The organism is Flavobacterium denitrificans DSM 15936 (assembly GCF_000425445.1).
Taxonomy (GTDB): domain Bacteria; phylum Bacteroidota; class Bacteroidia; order Flavobacteriales; family Flavobacteriaceae; genus Flavobacterium; species Flavobacterium denitrificans.
Genome location: NZ_AUDL01000004.1, coordinates 279,482 through 304,531 on the forward strand (window position 1 = coordinate 279,482; position 25,050 = coordinate 304,531).

The 25,050-nt window shown below is 35.0% G+C and carries 16 protein-coding genes; 8 read left to right on the forward strand and 8 right to left on the reverse strand.

What is annotated here, in order from left to right; genetic code table 11:
* The first annotated feature begins 90 nt into the window (after nt 1-90).
* Nucleotides 91-5,904: a T9SS type A sorting domain-containing protein gene (locus H600_RS0101275; protein WP_026727085.1), complete on the forward strand. Its 5,814-nt coding sequence runs from the start codon at nt 91-93 to the stop codon at nt 5,902-5,904.
* Nucleotides 5,905-5,957: 53 nt separating this feature from the next.
* Here the strand turns inward: H600_RS0101275 and H600_RS0101280 are convergent, their stop codons facing one another.
* The 6 genes from H600_RS0101280 to H600_RS0101305 all read right to left on the reverse strand — a co-directional run bounded on the left by H600_RS0101280 (nt 5,958) and on the right by H600_RS0101305 (nt 14,550).
* A complete protein-coding gene (locus H600_RS0101280; RefSeq protein ID WP_026727086.1) occupies nt 5,958-7,205 on the reverse strand; it encodes a TCR/Tet family MFS transporter in 1,248 nt (415 codons plus the stop codon).
* 357 nt (nt 7,206-7,562) lie between these two features.
* Entirely contained in the window at nt 7,563-10,739 is a 3,177-nt protein-coding gene (locus H600_RS0101285; protein WP_026727087.1) for an efflux RND transporter permease subunit, read from the reverse strand.
* A 151-nt stretch (nt 10,740-10,890) separates the two neighbouring features.
* Nucleotides 10,891-11,958, reverse strand: coding sequence for an efflux RND transporter periplasmic adaptor subunit (locus tag H600_RS0101290; protein ID WP_026727088.1), 1,068 nt, complete (start codon nt 11,956-11,958; stop codon nt 10,891-10,893).
* Nucleotides 11,959-11,967: 9 nt separating this feature from the next.
* Nucleotides 11,968-13,302: a TolC family protein gene (locus H600_RS0101295; RefSeq protein WP_026727089.1), complete on the reverse strand. Its 1,335-nt coding sequence runs from the start codon at nt 13,300-13,302 to the stop codon at nt 11,968-11,970.
* Nucleotides 13,303-13,323: 21 nt separating this feature from the next.
* Entirely contained in the window at nt 13,324-13,923 is a 600-nt protein-coding gene (locus H600_RS0101300) for a TetR/AcrR family transcriptional regulator (protein WP_026727090.1), read from the reverse strand.
* 105 nt (nt 13,924-14,028) lie between these two features.
* Complete coding sequence (locus H600_RS0101305) at nt 14,029-14,550, reverse strand: YceI family protein (protein WP_026727091.1); 522 nt, start codon at nt 14,548-14,550, stop codon at nt 14,029-14,031.
* Between the two features lie 267 nt (nt 14,551-14,817).
* On the opposite strand from H600_RS0101305, the gene H600_RS0101310 reads away from it, so the two are divergent.
* Both H600_RS0101310 and H600_RS0101315 read left to right on the forward strand, forming a co-directional pair.
* Entirely contained in the window at nt 14,818-15,792 is a 975-nt protein-coding gene (locus tag H600_RS0101310) for a polyprenyl synthetase family protein (RefSeq protein ID WP_026727092.1), read from the forward strand.
* A gap of 109 nt (nt 15,793-15,901) precedes the next feature.
* On the forward strand, nt 15,902-16,255 hold the full coding sequence (locus H600_RS0101315) for a hypothetical protein (RefSeq protein ID WP_026727093.1): 354 nt from the start codon (nt 15,902-15,904) through the stop codon (nt 16,253-16,255).
* A gap of 28 nt (nt 16,256-16,283) precedes the next feature.
* Here the strand turns inward: H600_RS0101315 and H600_RS0101320 are convergent, their stop codons facing one another.
* Entirely contained in the window at nt 16,284-16,850 is a 567-nt protein-coding gene (locus H600_RS0101320; RefSeq protein ID WP_026727094.1) for a hypothetical protein, read from the reverse strand.
* Nucleotides 16,851-16,904: 54 nt separating this feature from the next.
* Nucleotides 16,905-17,456: a hypothetical protein gene (locus H600_RS0101325; protein WP_026727095.1), complete on the reverse strand. Its 552-nt coding sequence runs from the start codon at nt 17,454-17,456 to the stop codon at nt 16,905-16,907.
* 117 nt (nt 17,457-17,573) lie between these two features.
* On the opposite strand from H600_RS0101325, the gene H600_RS0101330 reads away from it, so the two are divergent.
* From H600_RS0101330 to H600_RS0101350, 5 genes are all read left to right on the forward strand, one after another.
* Nucleotides 17,574-20,348: a 2-oxoglutarate dehydrogenase E1 component gene (locus H600_RS0101330; RefSeq protein WP_026727096.1), complete on the forward strand. Its 2,775-nt coding sequence runs from the start codon at nt 17,574-17,576 to the stop codon at nt 20,346-20,348.
* 75 nt (nt 20,349-20,423) lie between these two features.
* A complete protein-coding gene (odhB, locus tag H600_RS0101335) occupies nt 20,424-21,668 on the forward strand; it encodes a 2-oxoglutarate dehydrogenase complex dihydrolipoyllysine-residue succinyltransferase (RefSeq protein ID WP_026727097.1) in 1,245 nt (414 codons plus the stop codon).
* A gap of 216 nt (nt 21,669-21,884) precedes the next feature.
* Nucleotides 21,885-24,335 carry a TonB-dependent receptor gene (locus H600_RS0101340; RefSeq protein ID WP_026727098.1) on the forward strand — a complete coding sequence of 817 codons (2,451 nt, stop codon included), beginning with the start codon at nt 21,885-21,887 and terminating at the stop codon, nt 24,333-24,335.
* A 61-nt stretch (nt 24,336-24,396) separates the two neighbouring features.
* Entirely contained in the window at nt 24,397-24,729 is a 333-nt protein-coding gene (locus H600_RS0101345) for a hypothetical protein (RefSeq protein WP_026727099.1), read from the forward strand.
* A gap of 18 nt (nt 24,730-24,747) precedes the next feature.
* Complete coding sequence (locus H600_RS0101350) at nt 24,748-25,050, forward strand: hypothetical protein (RefSeq protein WP_026727100.1); 303 nt, start codon at nt 24,748-24,750, stop codon at nt 25,048-25,050.

Below are 25,050 nucleotides of genomic sequence, written 5' to 3' on the forward strand. Positions count from 1 at the left end.
ATATTAAAACTTACCCTTTTACGAGAAACCGTAATTTTAACAATATTTATATTATTATATTTGTTAGGCCATTTTAACAAATCTAATACTATGAAAAAAACTCTACTTTGTTTTCTATTATTATTTACCAACTTTTTTTATGCTCAAGTAACTTCTATAGCAATTTGTCCAAATGAATCTCTTGATTTAAACACAACTAAAGCAGATTTTATTGGCAATTTGAATCCAGCCACAACTACTGTAACTTATTTTTTAAGCGAGGCTGATGCATTAAATAATACTAATGTAATTGCTAATCCAACAACTTATTATGGAACTACAGGAACAATAAAAATCTATGGAAGAATTGATAATAATGGTACTATTACTTCCAATTATTTTAATCTGACTACATTTCCATCTTTAAATGTTTCTGCTTCAAACAAACCTATTTTATGTAAAGGAGATACCGCGTCATTATCCATAAATGTGTCTGGAGGAAGTGGTTCCTATTTATATTCGTTAAATGGCAGTTCGTTTACAAATCAAGATTATTATCCCGTTTTGGCTGCGGGTATTTATACTATAACTGTTCTAGACAATGCAAACAGCTGTAAAACTTCAATTAGTTATACGATTACAGAGCCTTCTCCAGTTGTAGCAACATCAACGGTTACTGACCAAAACATTATAATTATTACTGCTCATGGCGGAACAGCACCGTATCAATATTCATTAGATGGAATAAATTATCAGCCTAGTAATAGGTTTACAGCTGCAGCTCCTGGAAATTATAATATACGAGTACACGATGCCGAAGGATGCGGGACAAATGTAAACGCAACTGTTATTCCTTTCTTAAACGCAACTGCATTTATAACCAAAGATTTAGATTGTTCGGGCAACGGCAATAACGGAATTATAACTGCAAATGCTACAGGTGGTCAAGCACCTTATACGTATTCAATTAATGGATTTGTTTATCAAACCTCTAATGTTTTTAATAATCTAACAGCTGGTACATATACTATAACGGTTAAAGATGCTTTAAATTCGGTTTCAAATCCATATGCACTGACTATCACACCGCTCGTTAATGTTACAGGTGTTGCACTTGTTACCAATGCTACAAACTGCAGTAATGCATCAATTATGGTTCAGGCAACTTCTGGTCAGGCTCCATTTTATTATTCGATAGACAATGGCCAGACTTATACCAACAGTAATATTTTCAATAATTTGACTCCTGGCGATTACACTTTCCTGATCAAAGACAGTAAAGGTTGTGTTTCAGCACCATTATTTAATACTGTACAGGCACCGCCACCACCATTAATGGCAAATGTTGCTGCTACGCCAATATTGTGCTGGGGTGAAAAAGCAACTTTGACTATTGCAGCAACAGGAGGACAAGCGCCTTATCAATATTCGATAAATAATGATATTTATTCGAGCAATAATGTATTTGCAAACCTTACAGCAGGAAATTATATCATTAAAGTTAAGGATGCTGCAGGATGTGTGAACACACTTCCGTATACTATTATTGAACCAGCGGTTGTAAACGGAGAAATTTTAATTGAAGGCCAAACCATATCTGTCATTGATGTAACCGGAGGAACGGCACCTTATCAATATGCTATTGACAATGGAACATTTCAAAACACAAATATTTTTACAAATATTAATCCTGGTTTACACACCGTTAGGCTGAAAGACTCGAATAATTGCGAACCTGGTGTTTTTTCAGCTGAAGTTGCAAGTCCAATTACAGCAGTAGTTTCACTTACTAAAGAACTAGATTGCACTAGTGGCGCAGAAATTACGATTACAGCAACAGGAGGGTTTGCTCCCTATATCTATTCTATAAATGGTGGAAAAAGTTTTCAACCTAGTAACATTTTTACTAACGTCGCAGCTGGAAATTATAGTATTACAGTAAAAGATCCTTTTAATAAAGTATATACACAATCGATAACAATTGATCCACTACCGCCTATTTATCCTGATTTTACTATCGATGGATCAACTATTACCATTTACGGAATGGCTGGAACACCACCTTACCTATATGCTATTGACAATGGTCTATTGCAGACCAATAATGTTTTTACAAATTTAAGTGATGGTCTACACTATATTACTCTAAAAGATTCGAGAGGATGTATCAATAATGGTTTTAATGTATATATTGATGCCTCAAATAAGTTAAGCACAGTTGCGCACCTTACTAAAGAAATTGATTGCAATAGCAATGGAACAATAACTGTGACTACCTTAGGAGGAACAGCCCCATATTTATATTCTATAGATGGAGCAGTAACTTTTCAGTCTAGTACTGTTTTCACCAACGTTACAGCGGGAATCTATGCTATAATTACTAAAGATGCCGAGAATAGAATAGTTGCTTCGAATAGTGTCACTATTTCGCCTTTAAATTATCCAACAATAACGGCTTCAAAAATAAATGTAAGCTGTTACCAAGCCAATGACGGAAGTATCGACATACAAGTGCAAGGTGGTAAAGCTCCTTATGTTTATTCTATAAACAACAGCGCTTTTGTTTCTACAAATGTTTTTTCAAATTTGAGCGTCGGTGTTTATGATGTAGCTGTAAAAGATGCCAATGGATGTATGAGTTCTTATTTTATAACAATTGATGGACCTGATCCTATACAAGTAACTTTGAGTACATCAAATCCGAATAATGGTACTAACGGAAAAATAACCGTTGCTACTACAGGAGGAATGGCTCCTTATATCTACGCATTATCAACCAATGGAGTTACAAGCATTGCTTTCCAATCTTCAAATATTTTTGACGGCTTACAAGCAGGATCATATGACGTTCAGGTTAAGGATGCCAATGGATGTGTTGCCATAAAAACAGTTTCAATTATTGAAGGACCTCCAGCACTTTTAGCAACTGCAACTGCAACTGCAATAACGTGTACTAACCCTTATGGAATCATAACAGCTAATGCAACAGGTGGAACACCTCCTTATATTTATTCTTTTGATAATGGAAACACGTACAGCGCTTTGAATACTTATACTGCATTTCCAGGAACTTATTCGATCAAGGTTAAAGATGCCCAAAATATTGAGGCAACTACAACAATTAATTTAATTGTCCCTCCACCTGTAGCTACAACAGCAACACTTATAAAAGCAATAGATTGCACAAGCAATGCAACAGTAATAATAAATGCCGTGGGCGGAACGGGAGCTTACCAATATTCTATCAATGGAAGCGTATATTCATCTAGCAATATTTTTACTGATTTAGGTGCGGGAACATATCAATTTTCTGTAAAAGACAGCGGTAGTTGCGTTTCACTTACAAATACTCTAGCAATAGAACCGCTTGTTCCCTTAACTGCAACTGCAACAAATACTGTATTTTGTAGATCGGAATATGGATCGGTAACCATTACTGCATCAGGAGGAAGAGCTCCTTACCAATACTCCCTTAAAGACGATGTTTATACGACTGGCAACACTTTTAACGAAGTTGGATCCGGAATATATACCATCAAAGTGAAAGATGCCAATGATTGTATCTTCATTTTGCCTTATACCATAACTGAGCCAGCAAATATGATAGGACGATTAGTTGTAGAAGGAAAAACAGCAAGCATTGTGAATGTAAGAGGCGGAAGCGGTACTTATTTTTATTCTCTTAATGATGGTGAATTACAGTCCAGTAATGTTTTTACTAATCTGAATGGATCAGGTTTCATATCTGTTTATGATTCTTTTGGCTGTTTTGGATTTGCAATTTCATTCTCTATTGAAGAGCCTGTTGCTCTGACTGCTCAAATCAACAAAACAATGGATTGTTCAACCAATGCCGGAACTATTTCTGTTGTTGCTTCTGGAGGCAAAGCTCCTTATGAATATTCTATTAATGGAGGAATAACATACCAAACAAATGCTGTTTTTAACAATCTGACAGCTGGTACTTATACCGTTTGGGTAAAAGATGCAGCAGGCACTATAAATTCGGAGAATACTGTAGACTTAATAGTGTCGACTCCAGTATTTGCAACGGCAACTATTACCAAAGCAACGAGCTGTAATGAAAATGATATTGTCACAATCAACGCTACTCAAGGAAAAGCACCGTACATGTATTCTGCTGACGGAATTATTTTTTCATCCGTAAATACTTTTAATGAATTAACTGCGGGAACACATAATTTATATGTAAAAGACAGTAATGGCTGTCAAGTTATTGTATCAGTGACGATCGAATCTTATTCTGTAGTGACTGCTGCTACTACACTAGTAACTCCATATTGTTTTAATGATAGCAACGGATCTATAACTGTAATTGCCAATGGCGGAAAAGCACCTTACACCTATTCAATAGACAATAAAATCTATACTTCTGCAAATATTTTTACTGGTTTAACAGCCGGACAATATATTATTTGGGTAAAAGATGTGCTTGGATGTGGTGTCGCCTTAACGGTAGAATTGACACAGCCAGCAATTTTATCTTTAACAAATACTGCTACAAATAGTACAACTGTTACTAGTAATGATGGAAAGATTACCATGATGGCTGAGGGCGGAACAGCTCCTTATCAATATCTATTAAAATATGACAATATCACTATTCCGCAGACTTCTCCAGTTTTTGAAGGTTTATCGGTTGGGCAATATACTATTGAAGTAATCGATTCAAGAGGTTGCAGTGTCAATAAATCTGGAATAACAATCACATCGCAAAAACTTTTTGGCACGCTTATGATAACGCAGCCTACTTGCACAACTTTAGGAAAAATTACTATTAACGCGGCGGGAGGCAAATACCCGCATCAATATTCTTTTGATAATGGTGCTACTTACGGCTCATCTAATATTGCTTCAAATTTACAAGCAGGAAATTACACTATAAAAGTTAAAGATGCAGGAGGTGATATACTTACGCTTTCTACTACGCTAACTGAGGTCGCTCCTTTACTGGTTACAACAGCAATCACTTCTTCTATACATTGCAATGGCGGAAATGATGGAGCGATTCAGACAACAGTTTCTGGAGGAAAAGCTCCGTATCTTTATTCATTAAATGGAAGCATTTTTCAAGCCAGCAATACCTTTACTAATTTAGTTGCTGGTACTTATACTGTATTGGTAAAAGATAGTAATGGATGTTCGTCAACAATGGCTATTACTTTAACGGAGCCTGCAGCCTTAGTAGCAACTGTTGCCATTAAAGATAATTCTGTTACCGTAAATGCAACTGGTGGTGCCGGTAATTATGTTTATGCGCTTTCACCTAATTTTGCTGTATTTTCGACAGTTAATACCTTTACCAATTTAGAAGTTGGTAACTATACTGTAATTATTCAAGATGCAAATGGGTGTTTTGTGACCCTTAAATTTGATATTAATCCGCCAGCTCCTTTGGCAGCAGGAAAAACCGAAATAGTTGTCGATTTCAAACCGGGACAAACCTTAGCCGATTTAACTGTTGACGGACAAGATATTAAATGGTACAGTACCCCAGGGACTTCACCAGCTGGAAAAACAACCAAAACAAATGAAACTCCTTTGCCATTGACAACGATTTTAGTTGACGGTGTAACTTATTATGCTTCGCAGACTATAAACGGAATTGAAAGCAAAAATCGTCTTGCGGTAACAGCCAAAGTAAATGGTTCACTTGCAACACCTGATTTTAATTTGACTTCTTTCCAATTTTATCCAAATCCTGTGAAACAGCTTTTAACTATCAAGAATGCATCGATAATTGACGAAATTGAAATAATCGCCGTTTCTGGAAAATCGGTTTTATTCAAAAAAATAAATGAGCTGTATTCTGAAATAGATTTATCAAATCTTTCAAGCGGTGTTTACATCTTAAAAGTAAAAGCTGAAAATAAACAAAAAACTGTAAAATTCATCAAAGATTAATTTTTCAAAAACCATAAAAAAAGCCTTCATTTGTGAAAATGAAGGCTTTTTCATTACTCTATTTCTTGTTCGATTTCAGTTTTGGGAGTGGAATGTTTTTTTAATGAAAAATAAGCAACAACCGTACTCAATAACATTAAAAAGCCACCCAAAATAAATGGCGATCCAGCAAATTTAAATGGAGCATCATTATGCGTGAAAAAGTAAAAAGTATTGGCCATCATAGGCGGACCAATAATTGAAGAAGCACTCATCAAACTCGTTAATGTTCCTTGAATTTCTCCTTGCTCACTTGGCGATACTTTACTTGCTACGACTGACTGCAAAGCCGGCCCAGCAATACCGCCAAGACAATACGGAATCAAAAACACAAACATCATCCAGCTTTGGGTTGCAAAAGCGAACAACAACATTCCGATTGTATATAAAGCCAAACCGATATATATGCTTTTTTCATTTCCTATTTTCGGATTGATATAACGAACTAATCCCCCTTGAACTACTCCCACCAACAATCCAATTATTCCTAATGAAATTCCGATCATTCTTTCGTCCCAATTGAATTGATAAATGGTAAAGAAGCTCCAATTGCTTTGAACCGCATGCGACCCAACATATAAAAGGAAAATTGCCGAAATTAATCCAATTAATTCTGGATGTTTTCTTAAACCTAAAATCGCTCCAACTGGATTAGCGCGTTTCCAGTCAAAAGGTCGACGGTTTTCTTTTTTAAGAGATTCTGGCAAAATAAAAAATCCGTAAAGAAAATTCACCATACACAAAATCGCGGCAGCATAGAACGGAACTCGTGAGCCATATTGTCCTAACAAGCCACCAATAACTGGTCCGATTATAAATCCTAATCCAAAAGCAGCTCCAACTAAACCAAAGTTTTTAGCTCTATTTTCGGCGGTACTGACATCTGCAATATAAGCTGATGCAGTTGTAATACTTGCGCCAGTAACTCCGGCTATAATTCTTCCGATGAAAAGCCAAATAATCGTTGGCGAAAAAGCCAACAAAAGATAATCTAATGAAAAACCGAAAAGAGAAATCAAAATGATAGGTCTTCTTCCGAATTTATCACTCAGATTCCCAATTACTGGAGCAAAAACAAACTGTGTTATCGCATACGCAAAAGTCAGCCAACCGCCAATTTTTGCCGCTTCACTGATATCTCCGTGAATCAATTCTTCGATCAATTTAGGAATTACAGGAATAATGATTCCCCATCCTGTAATATCAATTAACATGGTTATGAAAATAAAACCAATCGCCGCCGATTTATCTTTTTGTAGCATAATACTTTTAATAAGTTGATGCAAATAAACAGATTTTTGAATTAATTATAATGAAAACTGTCTTTCGTTTTTTCACGCAGATTTTAAACAGATTTATGCCGATAAACGCAGATATATTTTCATTTGATTTGCTGAATTTTTTATCCTTTTACTCAACATAGCCCGTGGTTTCAACCACGGGATACGTATCATATGCATTGTGTACCCGTGGTTGAAACCACGGGATATATTTTAATATAGAAGAAAAATCTTTTTTAAATCTGCAAAATCTGCGTGAAATACTTTCTTCTCAATTCAAAAAAAATCCCAAATTCCAATTAAGGAATTTGGGATTTACAAATCAAAAATTAAAAACTATTAATGCGTATGTTTCGGATTAAAACCGTCTTCGCTTAATTCTGTTGCCTCATAATCAGCCACCATTTCAGCTTCGTAATCGATTTTTTCTCCTTTAGAGAATTTCTGAATCAATTTCTCCATGATATTATAAATTACAGGAACCACAATCAAGGTTAAGAATAAAGAAGAAATCAAACCTCCAATAATTACCCAAGCCAAACCGTTTTTCCACTCAGCTCCAGCTCCTTTCGCCAATGCAATTGGGAACATACCAAATACCATCGCAATTGTTGTCATCAAGATCGGACGTAAACGAGCATGGTTTGCTTGAATCAATGCTGTTCTGATCGATTCTCCCGCAGCTCTTCTTTGGTTCGTATAATCGACAAGCATGATCGCATTCTTACACACCAGACCAATCAACATAATGATACCTAAAATAGTAAAGATATTTAATGAGTTGTTTGTCAACGCCAGTGCCAGCATCGCTCCAATGAACGAAAGCGGGATAGCAAACAATACTACGAATGGGTGAGCGAAACTGTCATACAAACTCACCATTACAAGGTAAACCAAAATAATAGCGGCTAATAATGCAATTCCTAAAGTACCAAAACCTTCCGATTGGTTCTCTTGGTCACCACCCCAGATGTAGTTAACTCCAGCTGGTTTTTTCAATTTATCTAATTTTGCTTGCCATTGTTGAACGATTGTTCCAGATGGAACCCCAACGTTTTGTCCTTTTACAGTTACAGAAGCTGATTTATCTCTACGCTCTAATTGAGAAGGTCCAGAACCTTCAGTAATATCGGCAAATTGAGATAATTTGATTTGTTGTCCTGCAGCATTGATGAAAATCAAATTACTTACGTCAGCAATACTTTTTCTATCAAAAGAATTGTATCTGATATTGATATCGTACTCGTATTCTCCAGCTCTGAATTTACCATCTGTATTTCCACTAAAAGCAGTTTGCATGGTTAAACCAACGGTTTGAAGCGTCAATCCTAAGGCAGCCATTTTATCACGATCTACTTTTACGTTGATTTCAGGATTACCGTCTTCAACTGTTAATTTGATCTCCGTTGTTCCAGGAATTGTACGTAATAAAGCCTCGGCTTGTTTTGCAAAAGCCATTGCAGCTTCTGTTGATGGACCAGTTACGATCAATCCTAAAGTTGCATCCTCAGCAGTACCTAAAATACCTACAGGAACTGTTTTTACTTTTGCTCCAACTAATACTTTTTCAAGTTTACGTTTGATTTTCGCAGCATACACATTCGCATCATCTGTACGATCTTTTTGCTCAATCATTTTAACGTCAATCTCTGCTTTGTAAGCTGTCGCTTGAGATGCTCCAAAACCTTCAGAAGTTTGTCCTACAGTTGTAATTTGGCTGTGAACATACTCTTGCGCTTTCAAAAACGCTTCTGCTTTTTGCGTCATGAAGTTGGTTTGTTCTAATGAAGCATCTTTTGGCATTTCAATTTGAACCAAGAACTCTCCACTATCAGAAGAAGCAAAGAACTCTCCCCCAATGAAACCTCCACCCATTAATCCAACAGTTGAAGCAAAGAACAATATAATTACAACTACAAATGTTTTAACATAATGATCCAAACACCAAGTCAATAAATGAGAAACCCAGTCAGTGAAACGTGTTAAATAGTTTTCGAAACCAAGAATGATTCTTCCAAATAAATTCTTCCCTTCAATATGCTCTAATTTCCCGAAACGAGAAGACAACCAAGGAATAATAGTAAATGAAGCCAACAATGACAACATTGTTGAGATAATTACCGTAACACAAAATTGTGTAATGATGTTAGAAACCAATCCAGAACTCATTGCGATTGGCAAGAATACCACCACAATTACTAATGTAATCGAAGTTACTGTTCCCCCAATTTCTGCAGTTCCATCGTAAGACGCACGAATTCGGCTTTTACCCATTTCCATGTGCCTGTAAATGTTTTCCAAAACCACAATCGCGTCATCCACAAGGATACCAACAACAAGAGATAATCCAAGTAAACTCATCAAGTTCAGAGTATACCCCATCAAATAAATTCCGATGAAAGTTGCAATCAACGATGCAGGAATAGAAACCATTACAATCAACGAGTTTCTGATACTGTGAAGGAAAAACAACATTACAAATGCTACCAGAATTACCGCAATCAATAAATCATGTACAACAGAATCTGCTGCTTCAAGCGTAAAGATGGTACTGTCTTTTGCAACTTCTAATTTAAGCTGATTTACTTTATAATCTTTTTCAAGCGTTGCAATTGTTTTTAATAATTGCTCACTTACCGCCACCGCATTTGCATCAGATTGTTTGATGATTTGCAGTACGATTGCACTTTTTTGATCTACACGTGATATTTTTTCAGCAATTTTTTGTGTATCCTGAACATCGGCAATATCACTTAAACGAATCTGAATTCCGTTTTGAGAAGAAACTACTAAGTTTCTTAATTCTTCAACATTTTTATATTTACCCGCTAAACGAATTAATATTTTTTGATTACGTGTCTGGATATTTCCTGTTGGGAAATCCAAGTTTGAGGCCAAAATATTTTGTTGTACTTGCGGAACAGAAAGTCCATAACCTTGCATTTTTACAGCATCAAGATTTACTTGAATTTCACGCTCAGAACCACCAATAATATTTACTTGCGCCACACCTTGTACTCGAGACAAAATAGGAGCTACTTTTTTATCGATCAAATCATAAAATTCGGCTTCGTCCATTTTTCCATTGGCACCAAGCGTCATAATTGGCAAATCACTCAGCGAGAATTTGGTCAATGCCGGCGTTTTTACATCATCTGGCAAATCACTAATAATCGCATTGATTTTTCGCTGGGCATCATTCAAAGAAAAATCGACTTTTGCATTTGATGTCAAAGTAATCGAAACGATAGATAAACTCTCATATGATTTTGAGTCAATCTTTTTTACATTCTCCAGAGACGCAATGGCATCTTCAATTTTCTTTGTCACGGTATTTTCTACCTCACTTGGAGAAGCTCCAGGATAAATTGTAGAAATTGTAATAACGTTTTGTTCAAATTTTGGGATCAGCTCGTAGCCTAATTGGCTGTAGCTGAACAATCCACCAAGGGTCAGAATTGTAAACAATACAATTACTAACGACGGACGTTTTATGGATATTTCGGCTAATTTCATATTTTTTTTATTGCTATAAGCAGTAGGCTTTAGGCTTTAGGCTTTAAGCTGTATGCTTTAAGGTTTTTTTAAAATGCTTTAATATTTAGGCAGTAAAGTTATAGGCAATAGGCTTTTAAAAAGCTTAAAGCATACAGCTTATAACCTATAGCTATTTAATAATTTCTACTGTATTTCCGTCTTGTAAATTGATTTGACCTGTAGTAATTACCTTTTCACCGTCAGTTAATCCGTTGATGATTTCTACTTGATCTCCTAAGATTCTTCCAGCTGTAACTTTTTTCAATTTTGCAACACCGTTTTCAGCTACGAAAATTTCGTTACTGCTTACACTTCCTACGAAAGCATTTCTAGGAACAACCATAAGGTTTTGTTTTTGCTGTTTAGATGCAAAATTTGCTGTTCCGTACATACCTGCTTTTAAGTCGTTGTTTGAGTTGTTGGTAATTTCAATTTCAACTGGGAAATTCAAACTTGCATCCGCTTTTGCAGCAATGAAAGTAATTTTTCCAGGGAACGTTTTATCAGGATAAACACTTGCAGTAATATTGATATTGTCGCCTAATTTTAAACTAGTCACTTGGTTTTCATTAACTGTCACCGTCAATTTCAATTTAGAAACATTTACGATATCAAATAATGCAGTTGCTGGCATTCCAGTCAAGATAGATCCTGGCTCAATGTATTTTTTATTGATGAAACCATTAATTGGCGCTTTTACTTTTGTATCACCAACATTGATGTTCGCTTGTTTCAAGTTAGACTCTGCATTTGTCAAAGCCAATTTTGCCTGATCTAATTGTTGTCTTGTAACACCGCCTGTTTTAAAAGCGTTTTCATATCTCGCATAATCAGATTTTGCGTTTTGATAAACCGCTTGAGCTTGTTGAGCACTTACATTGATTACATCGCCTCTCATTGTAAGCAACGTTTGGCCTACACGTACGTAATCACCTTCTTTTGCTAAAACACTAATTACTTTTCCAGATTTTTCAGCAGAGAAAGTCAATTCTTGAGTTGGAGCAAAGTTTCCGTTTGCAACGAAATCCAATGAAACTAATTCTGTTTTTACAGGAGTAACTTTTACAGAAACTGCAGCATTTTTCTCTGCTACGATATCCGTTTTAGCTTTATTTTCTTTCTTATTGTTATTTAAAACATATCCTATCACACCCAAAGCTGCGATTATGATTACGATTGTTATAATAGTTTTCTTCATTGTAATTCGTTATTTAGTAAGTGATTTTAGTTCGCCTTTTGATTTGATTAAAGAAATCTCTGCAATTTTATAGTTTAAAACTGCTCTTGTAAAATTATTTTGAGCTTCAAGTGATGCATTTTCAGCGTCTAGCAAATCGGTTAAAGATGCTAATCCTTGAAGGTAATTGTTTTTTGTATTGCTTAAAATTTCAAGCGCCAAACGCATATTTTCTCTTTGATTATTGATTGTCACAATATTGTTATCAATTTGTGCCATTGCATTTCTGTAATCTAAATCAAGAGAAAGTTTAGTGTCTTTAATATCTTCTTGAAGTGATCTGATTTCAACATCTGCCTGTCTTACTTTGGCACGAGTTCCAAAACCTGTAAAAATTGGGACATGTAAATTCAATCCAATTGAAGAGTAGTCTGACCAATAAACACCATCTGCTGGTTTTGCAAACCAAGGCATTTGCGGACCTTGGCCAATATAATTATATCCTGCAGTTAACGAAAGTGTTGGGTAATATCCTGCTTCAACAGCTTTCTTGTTAAAAACTAAAAGCTCTTCCTGTTTTTTCAAAAGCAGATATTCTGTTCTGTTTTCGATATTGGGTTGTTCAGTCAATGCAGCCGGAACAACTTCAAATTGTTCTTTTGGCATTGTAATTTGAGTCTCAATAGGCATTCCCATATAAAACTTCAATGCATTTTCCTGCAAAGTAATTTGATTTTTAACTTGTTGACGGTCGGTATCAATGTTTGACATTTTTACGATAATACGGTCTAAGTCTATTTTTTTTGCCAAACCATTATCAAACTGACCTTGTACAATGTCACGAACTTTTGTTGTATTTACATAACTGCTGTCCAATAAAATCAATCTTTCTTTCTGAACATATACTGCATAGTAGTTGTTAGCAACTCTTTCAATAACTTGTTCTTCTGTCAATTGATCATTTATTTGATAAAATTCGCGAGTAGTTTGTGCTGCTCTTAAACCTGTAAAAACCGACTGATCAAAGATTGCCTGAGTTAAAGAAAGACCTCCAACTGATGTCCACTTTTGACCAAATGCAGCTTGAATCGTAGTTCCTGGTTGGCCAAATCCTGCTCCATCAATTACTGTTGTCTGAATAACTGGATTGTATGTCAAGTTTCCGTTTGCAGAAATTTGTGGCAATGCTCTTGCGCGAATTTCCTGAATTTGGTATTCGCTGTTCTCAACCTGTAATTTTGCCTTTTTAGCTTCGGCTTTATTTTGGAGCGCGTAGTTAACGGCATCCTTTAAGGTTAGCGTTGTGACTTGTGCATTGGCAGACAAGCCAAGAGAGCACAAAAGTATTACAATTATTTTTTTCATAAATTATGTATATATTGGCGATTAAACGGTGATTTTTTTAAGTTGTTTTTCTAATTCCTCAATTCCTTTTGGCGTTGCCATGGCTCTCGTGTGATATTCTAGGGCTTCTAATTCTATTTGTTGTGCTTCTCTTTCTGAAACTGTAGTCTCATTGATATGAAAAATTAAAGTGTAATAAAATTTCACATAAACATCGATATTCAAATCTTCACGATATAAACCATCACGGATTCCTTTTTCAATATTAACTCTGAAATATTGCGTACATTGATCAATTTCGTGAGAAAGTACATTTTGATAAATCTCCGGATAATGTTTTTTCAATTGATAAATTGGCGATGTATCAATATTGTTTTTAAACATATCACGAAACATTTCTCTGATTTCAAAATTCTCATGAATCGAATTGTAATTCTTCGCTACAATGGTATCTATAATCTGATGTACTTGATTGTGAACCATCGAAGTGCTCTCTTCAATTAAAACTTCTTTATTGCAGAAATATTTGTAAATCGTTTTTTTTGAAATACACATTTCGCCTGCAATATCATCCATTGTGACACTTTTAAAACCGAGTTTCAAAAATAGCTCACTAGCTTTTGATATAATTTTGTCTTTCATCTTGATTCTCAATTGCATACAAATATAACTAGGAAACTAAAGCTGAAAAAATAGTTTCCGTTATTTTTGTACTAATTTTACATTAACTTATTCATTATGTAAGATTTATATGCTAAATTCTAAATTTGCAATCAGTTTAATATCTTTTCCAAGCGCTTCTCCATTCTGATGGTTAAATGAATCATAATTCAAACCAAAATCCTGACGTTTAATATCACCTTTAATTTCAAAAGCTACTTTTTTCTCTCCATTATAAGTGTTTACGCCAATGAATTCTGCATCCAACTCAACAACTCTAGTCACATCTTTGATTGTCAAATCGCCTTTGAAGAAATTAATATTGTTGTTCACTTTTTGAAATGAAGTCGATTTAAAACTGATTATTGGATGTTCATCTTCATCAAAGAAATCCTGTAATTGTAAATGAGAATCTATTTGCTGGAAACTTTCATTTTTATTATTTATATCCAATGAAAACTCCACCGATGCATCTTCAATTTCATTATCTTCAATATTCACATAACCATCAAATTTATTGGTAATACCCCCTAAATAAGCAATTTTCGAATGTCTCATTTTTATTAAAACATCTGATTGTGTAGAATCTAAAGTCCAAGTTGTTTTCATAAATTACTGGTTTTTATTAGTTTACAAATTACAAAACCTTCTAAGGAAACTTTTACAGTGTTATGAGTTTCCGTTTAAAGCTGCAAATATATACAGGAAACTCTAAATACCAAAAAAGTTTCCAAGTTTTTTAAAAAATAATTTTAATCCATAAATTTTGTTACGATTTTCATCAAACCTTAATTTATAAGCCGCATTTAAGATTATTCAAGCGATAATTCATAATTGAATTGTATCTTTGAGCCTCGGAAATCAGAATTTCATTTTATGCACAATATTAGTCAGTACCAGGATTTTTTTATTAGTTATTTAAAAAAACAAAGCATCCAAAAAGAACCTAAAAACCTTTATGAGCCTATTGAATACATATTGGGACTTGGCGGAAAACGTATGCGTCCAGTACTTACATTGATGGCTTCGGAGGTTTTTGATACCGATTACACAACAGCTCTTCCGGCTGCAATGGCAGTTGAAGTTTTTCATAATTTCTCGCTTGTTCATGATGATATTATGGATGACGCACCTTTGCGAAGAGGAGAAGAAACGGTACATGAAAAATGGAATATCAACACTGGAATTTTGTCTGGTGATGCCATGCTGATTCTGGCTTATCAATATTTCGAGCAGTATGAGCCAGCAGTTTTTAGAGACTTAGCCAAATTATTCAGCAAAACAGCGCTTGAAGTTTGCGAAGGACAACAATGGGATGTTGATTTTGAAGAAAGAACTGATGTTACTATTCCGGAATACTTAAAAATGATTGAATACAAGACAGCAGTTTTAGTTGCCGCCGCAATGAAAATGGGTGCAATTGTGGCTAAAACTTCTGAAAAAGAAGGCGATTTAATTTATGATTTCGGATTGAATTTAGGATTGGCTTTTCAACTTCAAGATGATTATCTAGACGCTTTTGGAGATCCAGAAACTTTTGGGAAACAAGTTGGTGGCGATATTATCGAAAACAAAAAAACCTATTTATACTTAAAAGCCCTAGAATTTTCAACTCCAGAAAAAGCAACCGAATTACAAAAATTATTCACTTTGCAATTGGATGAAAATTCAGAAAAAATTGAAACTGCAAAAGCCATTTTTAATGAATCTGGCGCTTCAAAAGCAACACAAGACGCTATAGAAATGTATACTTTTAAAGCTTTTGAAACCTTAGAAAAAATGGATATTGATTCTGAAAAGAAAAATATCCTGAGGACATTTGGCGAAAATTTAATGGGGCGTAAAGTCTAAAAAAACAACAATAACAATTTCAAAAATCAATTTCAATATCAAAAACGAAATAAGTTTAAAATTGAATTTGGAAGTTGTGATTGACATTGATTTTTGAAATTGAAAAATTATGTTTGTAGCACCGGTAAATACAGAAGCATTATTTGAACAAGCACAGGCTGAAACTTTATACTTGAATCTTATTGAACAGCTCAATAAAGATTTTAATTTGGCAAACGAAGGAATTGATTTCCCATTGAGCATTGTACCTGAAGAATTAAAGATTCAGCTTCACGAAAAAATCTACAGAATGATTCAGTATAAATTTGCTGAATATTTGAATCTGCTTTACATTATTGATGTTCCTGAAAACGAAATCAAACAGCTCGACGGCTCTGATTTAGTAATTCTGTCAGAACAGGTTGCTTTTTTGATTTTAAAAAGAGAATGGCAGAAGGTTTGGTTTCGGAATTATTATAAGTAAGATTCTGAGGTACTAAGTTGCTAAGATTCTAAGGTTTTTTATCATTGGGACGCACTATATTATGCAATTTCTCTAATTCGGTCCAAAGTCCAAAATACTGGGTGTCAACTTTACTTCCAATAATTTGGAAACGACCACATTTAAAACAAATCTTTGCTATTCCAATTGTCTTTTCTTTCTTTTTAAAAATAAAGATATCGCGGTATTCAGGAACACACGCATATGCACTCATTTGAAGAGAATCTTTTACGCTGAAAACATTTTCAATTTCCTTTTGCTGTTTAGTCGTAAGATTGGATTTCTTATAATTATGACTTAACAAAATTTCTTCAAAACTCTTTTTAGGAATACTATCAGGAAAATATCCCATAAATAAATCTTCAAATTCCTTCTCTTTTTTTGATTTTTTACTTTTTCCTCCAGAAATAATTATGCTGTCAAGAGTATAATTCACAAAATAATGATCAATTCTATCAGAATCAAAAAAAGGCCGCAATTCTTTTTTCGCAACTTTTTCCTTATCAACATCTGATTTCTTTGAATTATTACAGCTTAAAACTATAATTGCTGTAATTATAAAAACAACTTTCTTCAACTTTTCGCTTTTAAAAACCTTAGAATCTTAGCATCTCAGCACCTTAGCATCTTTTTAAAAATAAACTCTCACAAAAGGCATAAATCCAGATCCGTAAAGACTTTTATTAGGATTATATAAAACATCATAGCGGGCACCTATTGTAACATTATTTGTTCTATATCCTGCACCTAAATATAATGCGGTATTCCAATAACTATCTGAATATGATGGGAAATTATAGGTAGCTTCATATTGGGTATCTACTCTCACTTGTTCCAATTCAGCAGATAACTGAATTTCTGGAATTGGATTTACCAATCCTATAAGACTTCCTCCCCAAACAAAAGATTCGTAATAATTTTTCTGATATAAATAACCAAACTGCAGTCCAGCACCAACTGAAACTATTGGATTGATGTTGTAAATAGCACTCGGCATAACCGAAATATTGGTATAACCTGAACCAAAACCCAATCCAAGTCCGCCCCCAAATTGCACTTTATCCCAAAAATGATTGCTGTTATCTATAACATAATTTTGCTGTGCTTTCGCATTGGTTGAAAATAAAACTGCCAAAATCACAAAAAAAGAATTGAAAACGATTGAAATTTGATTTTTATTCATAGTTAACGTTTATTTTAACAAATTTTTACGTAAAAGTACGTAAAAAAAAGATTTAAATAAATGTGATTGTTGTACTTTTGCGTTTCTATATAACAAAAAAGTATATTCACTCATATTATGGATAGGTTTTCATTTTTAAACGCAGCGCATACCGAGTTTTTTGCACAATTATACGATCAATATTTAGTTAACCCAGACAGCGTTGAGCCTAGCTGGAGAAGTTTTTTTCAAGGTTTTGACTTTGGAATGACGACTTATAATGACGAAAATCCTGTGCAAACAATTGTTGAGTACGTGACAAGCGACAACACAGATTACAGTCAGGTTTCAGAAAAACTAAAGAAAGAATTCAACGTTTTAAAATTAATTGACGGATACCGTACGCGCGGGCATTTATTCACGAAGACAAATCCTGTTCGTGACCGAAGAACTTCATCTCCAACTTTGGATATCGAAAACTTCGGATTATCTACAGCTGACCTCTCAATTGTTTTTGATGCTGCACAAACAATCGGAATGGTACCTTCTTCTTTACAAGATATCGTAAACCGTTTAAAAGCTATTTACTGCCAACATATTGGTATTGAATACATGTATATCAGAAATCCTGGCGTTGTAAAATGGATTCAAGATAAATTAGCTGTAAATGTTAATCAGCCTACTTTCTCTACTGAAGAAAAGAAAACAATCTTAAATAAATTAAACGAAGCTGTATCTTTTGAGAATTTCCTTCATACTAAATATGTGGGTCAAAAACGTTTCTCATTAGAAGGTGGAGAATCTATCATTCCTGCTCTTGACGCTTTGATCGAACAAGCTGCGGAAAAAGGTGTTGAACAATTCGTAATGGGAATGGCTCACCGTGGTCGTTTGAACGTTTTGGCAAACATCTTCGGAAAATCTACTCAAGATATCTTTGGTGAGTTTGACGGAAAAGATTACGATCAAGAATATTTTGACGGTGACGTAAAATACCACTTAGGCCTTACTGCCGACAGAAAAACGAGATCTGGAAAAAGCATCAACATTAATTTGGCACCAAACCCTTCTCACCTAGAAACTGTTGGAGCTGTAATTGAAGGTATCACAAGAGCAAAACAAGATAAATATTATGCTGATGATTTCTCTAAAGTATTGCCAATCGCAGTACACGGAGATGCTGCAATTGCAGGTCAAGGTATTTTATATGAAATTATTCAGATGGCACAACTTGACGGTTACAAAACTGGAGGAACAATCCACATTGTAATCAACAACCAAGTTGGATTCACGACTAACTATTTAGACGCTCGTTCATCAACTTATTGTACAGACGTTGCTAAAGTAACTTTATCGCCAGTATTACACGTAAATGCTGATGATGCTGAAGCAGTTGTACACGCTGTATCTTTTGCATTAGACTACAGAATGCAATTTGGACGTGACGTATTTATCGATTTATTAGGATATAGAAAATACGGTCATAACGAAGGTGACGAACCTCGTTTCACCCAACCAGTTTTATATAAAATCATTGCTAAACATAAAAACCCAAGGGACATTTACGCTGAGAAGTTATTATCTGATGGTGTAATCGATGCTTCTTATGTAAATGGTTTAGAAAAACAATACAAATCTAAATTAGAAGAAAACTTAGAAGCTTCTCGTAAAAAAGATTTGACTATCATCACTCCATTCATGAAAAATGAATGGGAAGGATTTGTTCAGGTAACAGATACTCAAATGCTTCAAAAAGTAGATACTACTTTTGACAAAAAAGGCTTAGATTCTATTATCAACACCATCTCAACGTTGCCTGCTGATAAAAAATTCATCAGCAAAATAACTAAGATCGTTACAGACAGAAAAACAGGATACGACAACAACACAGTTGATTGGGGAACTGCAGAAGCATTAGCTTACGGATCTCTTTTAACAGAAGGATTTGACGTTCGTATTTCTGGTCAAGATGTTGAGCGTGGTACTTTCTCTCACCGTCATGCTGTAGTTAAGGTAGAAGATTCTGAAGAAGAAGTAATTCTTTTGAATGGAATTGAAAACAAAAAAGGAAAATTCGGAGTATTTAACTCTTTATTATCTGAATACGGAGTTTTAGGTTTTGATTATGGATATGCGTTAGCTAATCCGAAAGCTTTAACAATTTGGGAAGCACAATTTGGAGATTTCTCTAACGGAGCTCAAATTATGATTGACCAATACATTTCATGTGGAGAAGACAAATGGAACAACCAAAATGGTATTGTAATGTTGTTGCCTCACGGATATGAAGGACAAGGTGCAGAACACTCTTCTGCAAGAATGGAGCGTTACTTACAACTTTGCGCAAGACATAATATGTATGTTGCAGATTGTACAACGCCAGCCAACTTCTTCCACTTGTTGAGAAGACAAATGAAAACGAATTTCCGTAAACCTTTGGTAGTTTTCTCTCCAAAAAGTTTATTGCGTGATCCAAGATGTGTTTCTACAGTTGATGAAATCGCAAACGGAAGCTTCCAAGAAACAATTGATGACAATACAGTAGATAAAAAGAAAGTAAAAACTTTAGTTTTCTGTACAGGTAAATTCTACTACGACATTGTGGCTGAAAGAGAAAACAACGGAAGAAATGACGTTGCTGTTGTTCGTATTGAGCAATTATTTCCTTTCCCTGTTGAGCAGATTAAAGAAATCATTGCAAAATATCCAAATGCAGATGATTATGTTTGGGCACAAGAAGAGCCTAAAAACATGGGGGCTTACAGCTACATGTTAATGAACTTTGATCTTGTAAAATGGAGATTGGCTTCATTAAAAGCATATTCTGCTCCAGCATCTGGAAGTTACACACGTGCAAAACGCCGTCACGCAGATGCAATCAGAATGGTATTCGATAAAAATTTATTTAGATAATTAAAAAAAATGTTTCAAGTTTCATTCCCGATAGCTATCGGGGTTGAAACCTTAAAAACCTTAAACAAAAACAAGATGATTTTAGAAATGAAAGTCCCATCACCAGGGGAATCAATAAAAGAAGTTGAAATTGCAACTTGGTTAGTAAAAGACGGAGATTATGTAGAAAAAGATCAAGCTATTGCTGAAGTTGATTCAGATAAAGCTACTCTTGAATTGCCTGCTGAAATGAGCGGTGTAATTACATTAAAAGCTGAAGAAGGAGATACTGTAGCTGTAGGCGCTGTAGTTTGTTTAATTGATACAGATGCTGCAAAACCAGCAGGAAGTGCTCCAGCTGCACCAGCAGCAACTGAAGCTCCAAAAGCAGAAGCACCAAAAGCAGAGGCTCCAAAGGCTGAAGCTCCAAAAGCGGCTCCAGCTCCAGCTGCTACAAGCTATGCAACGGGAACTCCATCTCCAGCAGCAAGAAAAATATTAGACGAGAAAAATATTGCTCCAGCATCTGTTTCAGGAACTGGTAAAGGCGGAAGAATCACTAAAGACGATGCTGTAAACGCAGTACCATCAATGGGAACTCCAACTGGTGGAAGCCGTGGAACTGAGCGCGTAAAATTATCTATGTTACGTCGTAAAGTAGCAGAAAGATTAGTTTCGGCTAAAAACGAAACAGCTATGCTTACTACTTTCAACGAAGTAAACATGACGCCAATCAACCAAATCCGTAACGAATACAAAGATGCTTTCAAAGCTAAACATGGTGGTTTAGGTTTAGGTTTCATGTCATTCTTTACAAAAGCAGTTACAAGAGCTTTACAATTATATCCAGATGTTAACTCTATGATGGATGGTGATTACAAAATCAACTACGATTTCTGTGACATCTCTATCGCCGTTTCTGGACCAAAAGGATTAATGGTTCCTGTTGTTCGTAACGCTGAAAACTTAACTTTCCGTGGAATTGAGGCTGAAATCAAAAGATTGGCTTTAAGAGCTCGTGATGGTCAAATTACAGTTGACGATATGACTGGAGGAACTTTCACAATCACTAATGGTGGTGTTTTCGGAAGTATGTTATCTACTCCAATCATCAACCCTCCTCAATCAGGAATCTTAGGAATGCACAACATCATCGAGCGTCCGATTGCTGTAAACGGAAAAGTTGAAATTCACCCAATGATGTATGTTGCTCTTTCTTACGATCACAGAATCATTGACGGACGTGAGTCTGTTGGTTTCTTGGTTGCTGTAAAAGAAGCTTTAGAAAATCCATTAGAATTATTGATGAATGGCGACGCTAAACGTGCTTTAGAGTTGTAATTTTAAATAATTTTCGACAATACCGAAAAACCTGTTCATTAATTTGAACAGGTTTTTTTGCTTAAGATTAGCTTAATTTTAGCTTAAGATGTTAATTTTTTGAAGAAATGTAAATTTTACCCTTTAAAAAAGAATTATTTAGAATAAATAAAAATAGCTTGTATAGTTGATGTTCAACGCTTAAATTTGCGCTATTAAAATTAATTCTAAATAAAAATGAAATTAAAATTTACATTTTCTGTTTTAGCTTTTTGTTTTTTCTTATTGACAGGCGCAACATTATCTGCTCAGGAAAAAGCAACTGTTAAAGGTAAAATATCTTTAAATAATAATGAATCTCCTGAAGGCATTTCGATCGCTTTAAAAGGCACAAGATTCGGAACAATTGCAGATGATCAAGGTAATTACAAAATCAAAAATGTTAAACCAGGAAGTTACACTTTAAAAGTTTCGGCAGTTGGTTATAATACAACAGAAAAAAAGATTACTGTTACTGAAGGGCAAGAGTTAACTGAAAATGTAAACCTTACTTCAAATTCAGAAGAATTAACAGAAATAGTTATAAATGGTCGCAAAAATAGTTTTGTGCGCAAAGACAACCAACAAGTTTCAAGATTGCCACTTAAAAATCTTGAAAACCCTCAAGTTTATACAACAATTACCGGAAGCGTATTAAAAGAACAAGTAGTTACTACATTTGATGATGCATTAAAAAATGCTCCTGGTGTTACGCAACTTTGGGCTTCAACAGGACGTGGAGGTGACGGAGCTAGCTACTACTCTTTAAGAGGGTTTCCAGTTCAAGCTACTATTGTAAATGGTGTACCAGGTTTAACAAACGGAAGTTTGGATCCAGCAAATATTGATCGAGTTGAAATTATTAAAGGGCCTTCTGGAACATTATTTGGAAGTAGCTTAATTTCATATGGAGGATTAATCAACACGACAACAAAAAGACCTTACAAAGGATTTGGCGGAGACGTAAATTACACTGTTGGAAGCTACGGATTAAACCGTGCAACCGTAGATCTTAACACCTCTCTTAACGATAAGAAAACCCTTAATTTCAGAATTAATTCGGCTTACAACAAGCAAAACACATTTCAAGATGCTGGCTTCAGAGAATCATTTTTTATCGCTCCATCATTATCTTATGAAGTGAACGACAAGTTATCATTCTTGGTGAATACCGAATTCATGACTAATGAAACAACAAACCCAACAATGTTGTTTTTAGACAGAGGAAATCCTTTAAGAGTCCACAACATCGCTGAATTAAAATACGATAACAAACGTTCTTACACAAGCGACGAATTGACAATCAAAACGCCTTCTTACAACATTCAGGCACAAATGAACTACAAGCTTTCTAGCCAATGGACTTCGCAAACTATATTCTCTACAAGCAACGCTAAGTCAACTGGAAACTATGCTTATTTATATGAAGGAACTGCTTATACAACAATGCAACCTGGAGACGGAATTGTTTTGGCAAGATACTTCAACTACCAAGACAACAAAAACGTAACTTTTGATATCCAACAAAATTTTATTGGTGATTTTAAAATCGGAAGTTTAAGAAACAGACTTGTTGTTGGTTTGGATTACTATAATAGAGTTGGTCTTGATCGTGGTACAGGCTATTTTGGAAATGGTTATGTATATGTAGGAGATAATTTAGCAGCATTTAATGCAATTTTCGGACCTTCAAATGGTGACACGGGAGATTTGACAAAAGCGGGATCTGATGCAATTGTTGGAGATGCTCCAAGAAACAACAACAAAACAAAGCAAGAAGTTTATAGTGCTTATTTCTCAGATGTAATCAACTTTACTCCTGCTTTTTCTGCAATGGTAAGTTTACGCGCGGATCGTTTCATGAATTCTGGAGATGTTTCTACAGATGCTGACGATTATAACCAAACTTCTTTCTCTCCAAAATTCGGATTAGTTTACCAACCTATTATCGACAAGGTATCGATTTTCGCCAACTACATGAACGGATTTTCAAACGTAGCGCCTAGCGAAAATGTAAATGGAACAGTAAGAACTCCTGTTACTTTTGATCCTGAACACGCCAACCAAATCGAATTTGGTACAAAATTGAATATTTTCAAAGATAAAATATACGCGACTTTAAGCTACTACGACATTAAAGTCACTAATATGGCTTACAGCGTTAGACCAGATGCTACAACAGTAATCAATTACCAAGATGGTGGACAGCACAATAAAGGTTTTGAAGCTGAATTTATCGCTAATCCAATTACAGGATTAAACATTATTCTTGGTTACAGCTACAATGATGCTACTTTAACACAAGGAGATGCTGACTTTGTAGGATTCAGACCGGAAAGTGCTGGAGGCTACAACTTGGCAAACTTATGGGCTAGTTACAAATTCACTACTGGGACATTAAGAGGGTTCGGCTTAGGATTTGGCGGAAACTATGTTGGAGACAACAAAATCATGAACAGATCTGTTTCAGGAACATTTACAATTCCAGAATATACAGAGCTTAACTCTTCTTTATTTTACAGTACAGAAAAATTTGCTATTACGCTTAAGCTAAACAACATTGCAAACAAAGAGATCTATGACGGATGGTCAACAATTCATCCAAAAGATCCTAGAACTTTTGCTGCAAGCTTTACGTACAAATTATAAAAAACAAACAACAAACACCTTTCTATTGAAACCAGAAAGGTGTTTTTAAATTCTAGAAATTATGATAACAATAGCCAGTCTTGTCGTTTTTTTAGCTTTTTACACGCTTTATTACACTTCAAAAAGAGCCACTTTATCGTATGATTTAGGGTTTGAAAAATGGATGCAACGAAATCCAAAACAAACTAAAATCACAGGATTATTTTTATTAGCGTCAGCATATGCAATGTGGCTTTTTGCAAAATCCTTATGTTGCGGCACCTTGATGTTTTTTATTCAGCTGATGACAGTTGGAAGCCTTATCATTATCCTGACTCCATTAAAAAAAGTAAACAGCAAGGCGCTTCTAGCATTGCTTGTTCTTGTTGCTATTTTGGAATTCTATTACAACTAAATCTTCTTAAATTATTCTATGCCAGCAAATCCAAAATATTTAACCCCGGCTTTTTTGCCTCGTTTCCTCAAAATTACTGCCGCGATTTTAGGAGGATACTTAGTATCTGTTACTTTCCACTTGGCTTTAGCTTCTTGGTTTAATCGCGCTAATATTTTGATAACAATGGCATTCAGCGGATTCATTCTTTGGGTGGCATTGATGGTGATTGCTTTTTTGGCCAAAAGCGGTTGGAAAATCTGGGGTATTTATATCCTATTGAGTCTGCTTTTTTGTCTTTTCATCTATTTGGGTCAATCCTATAATCATCCTGCACACTAA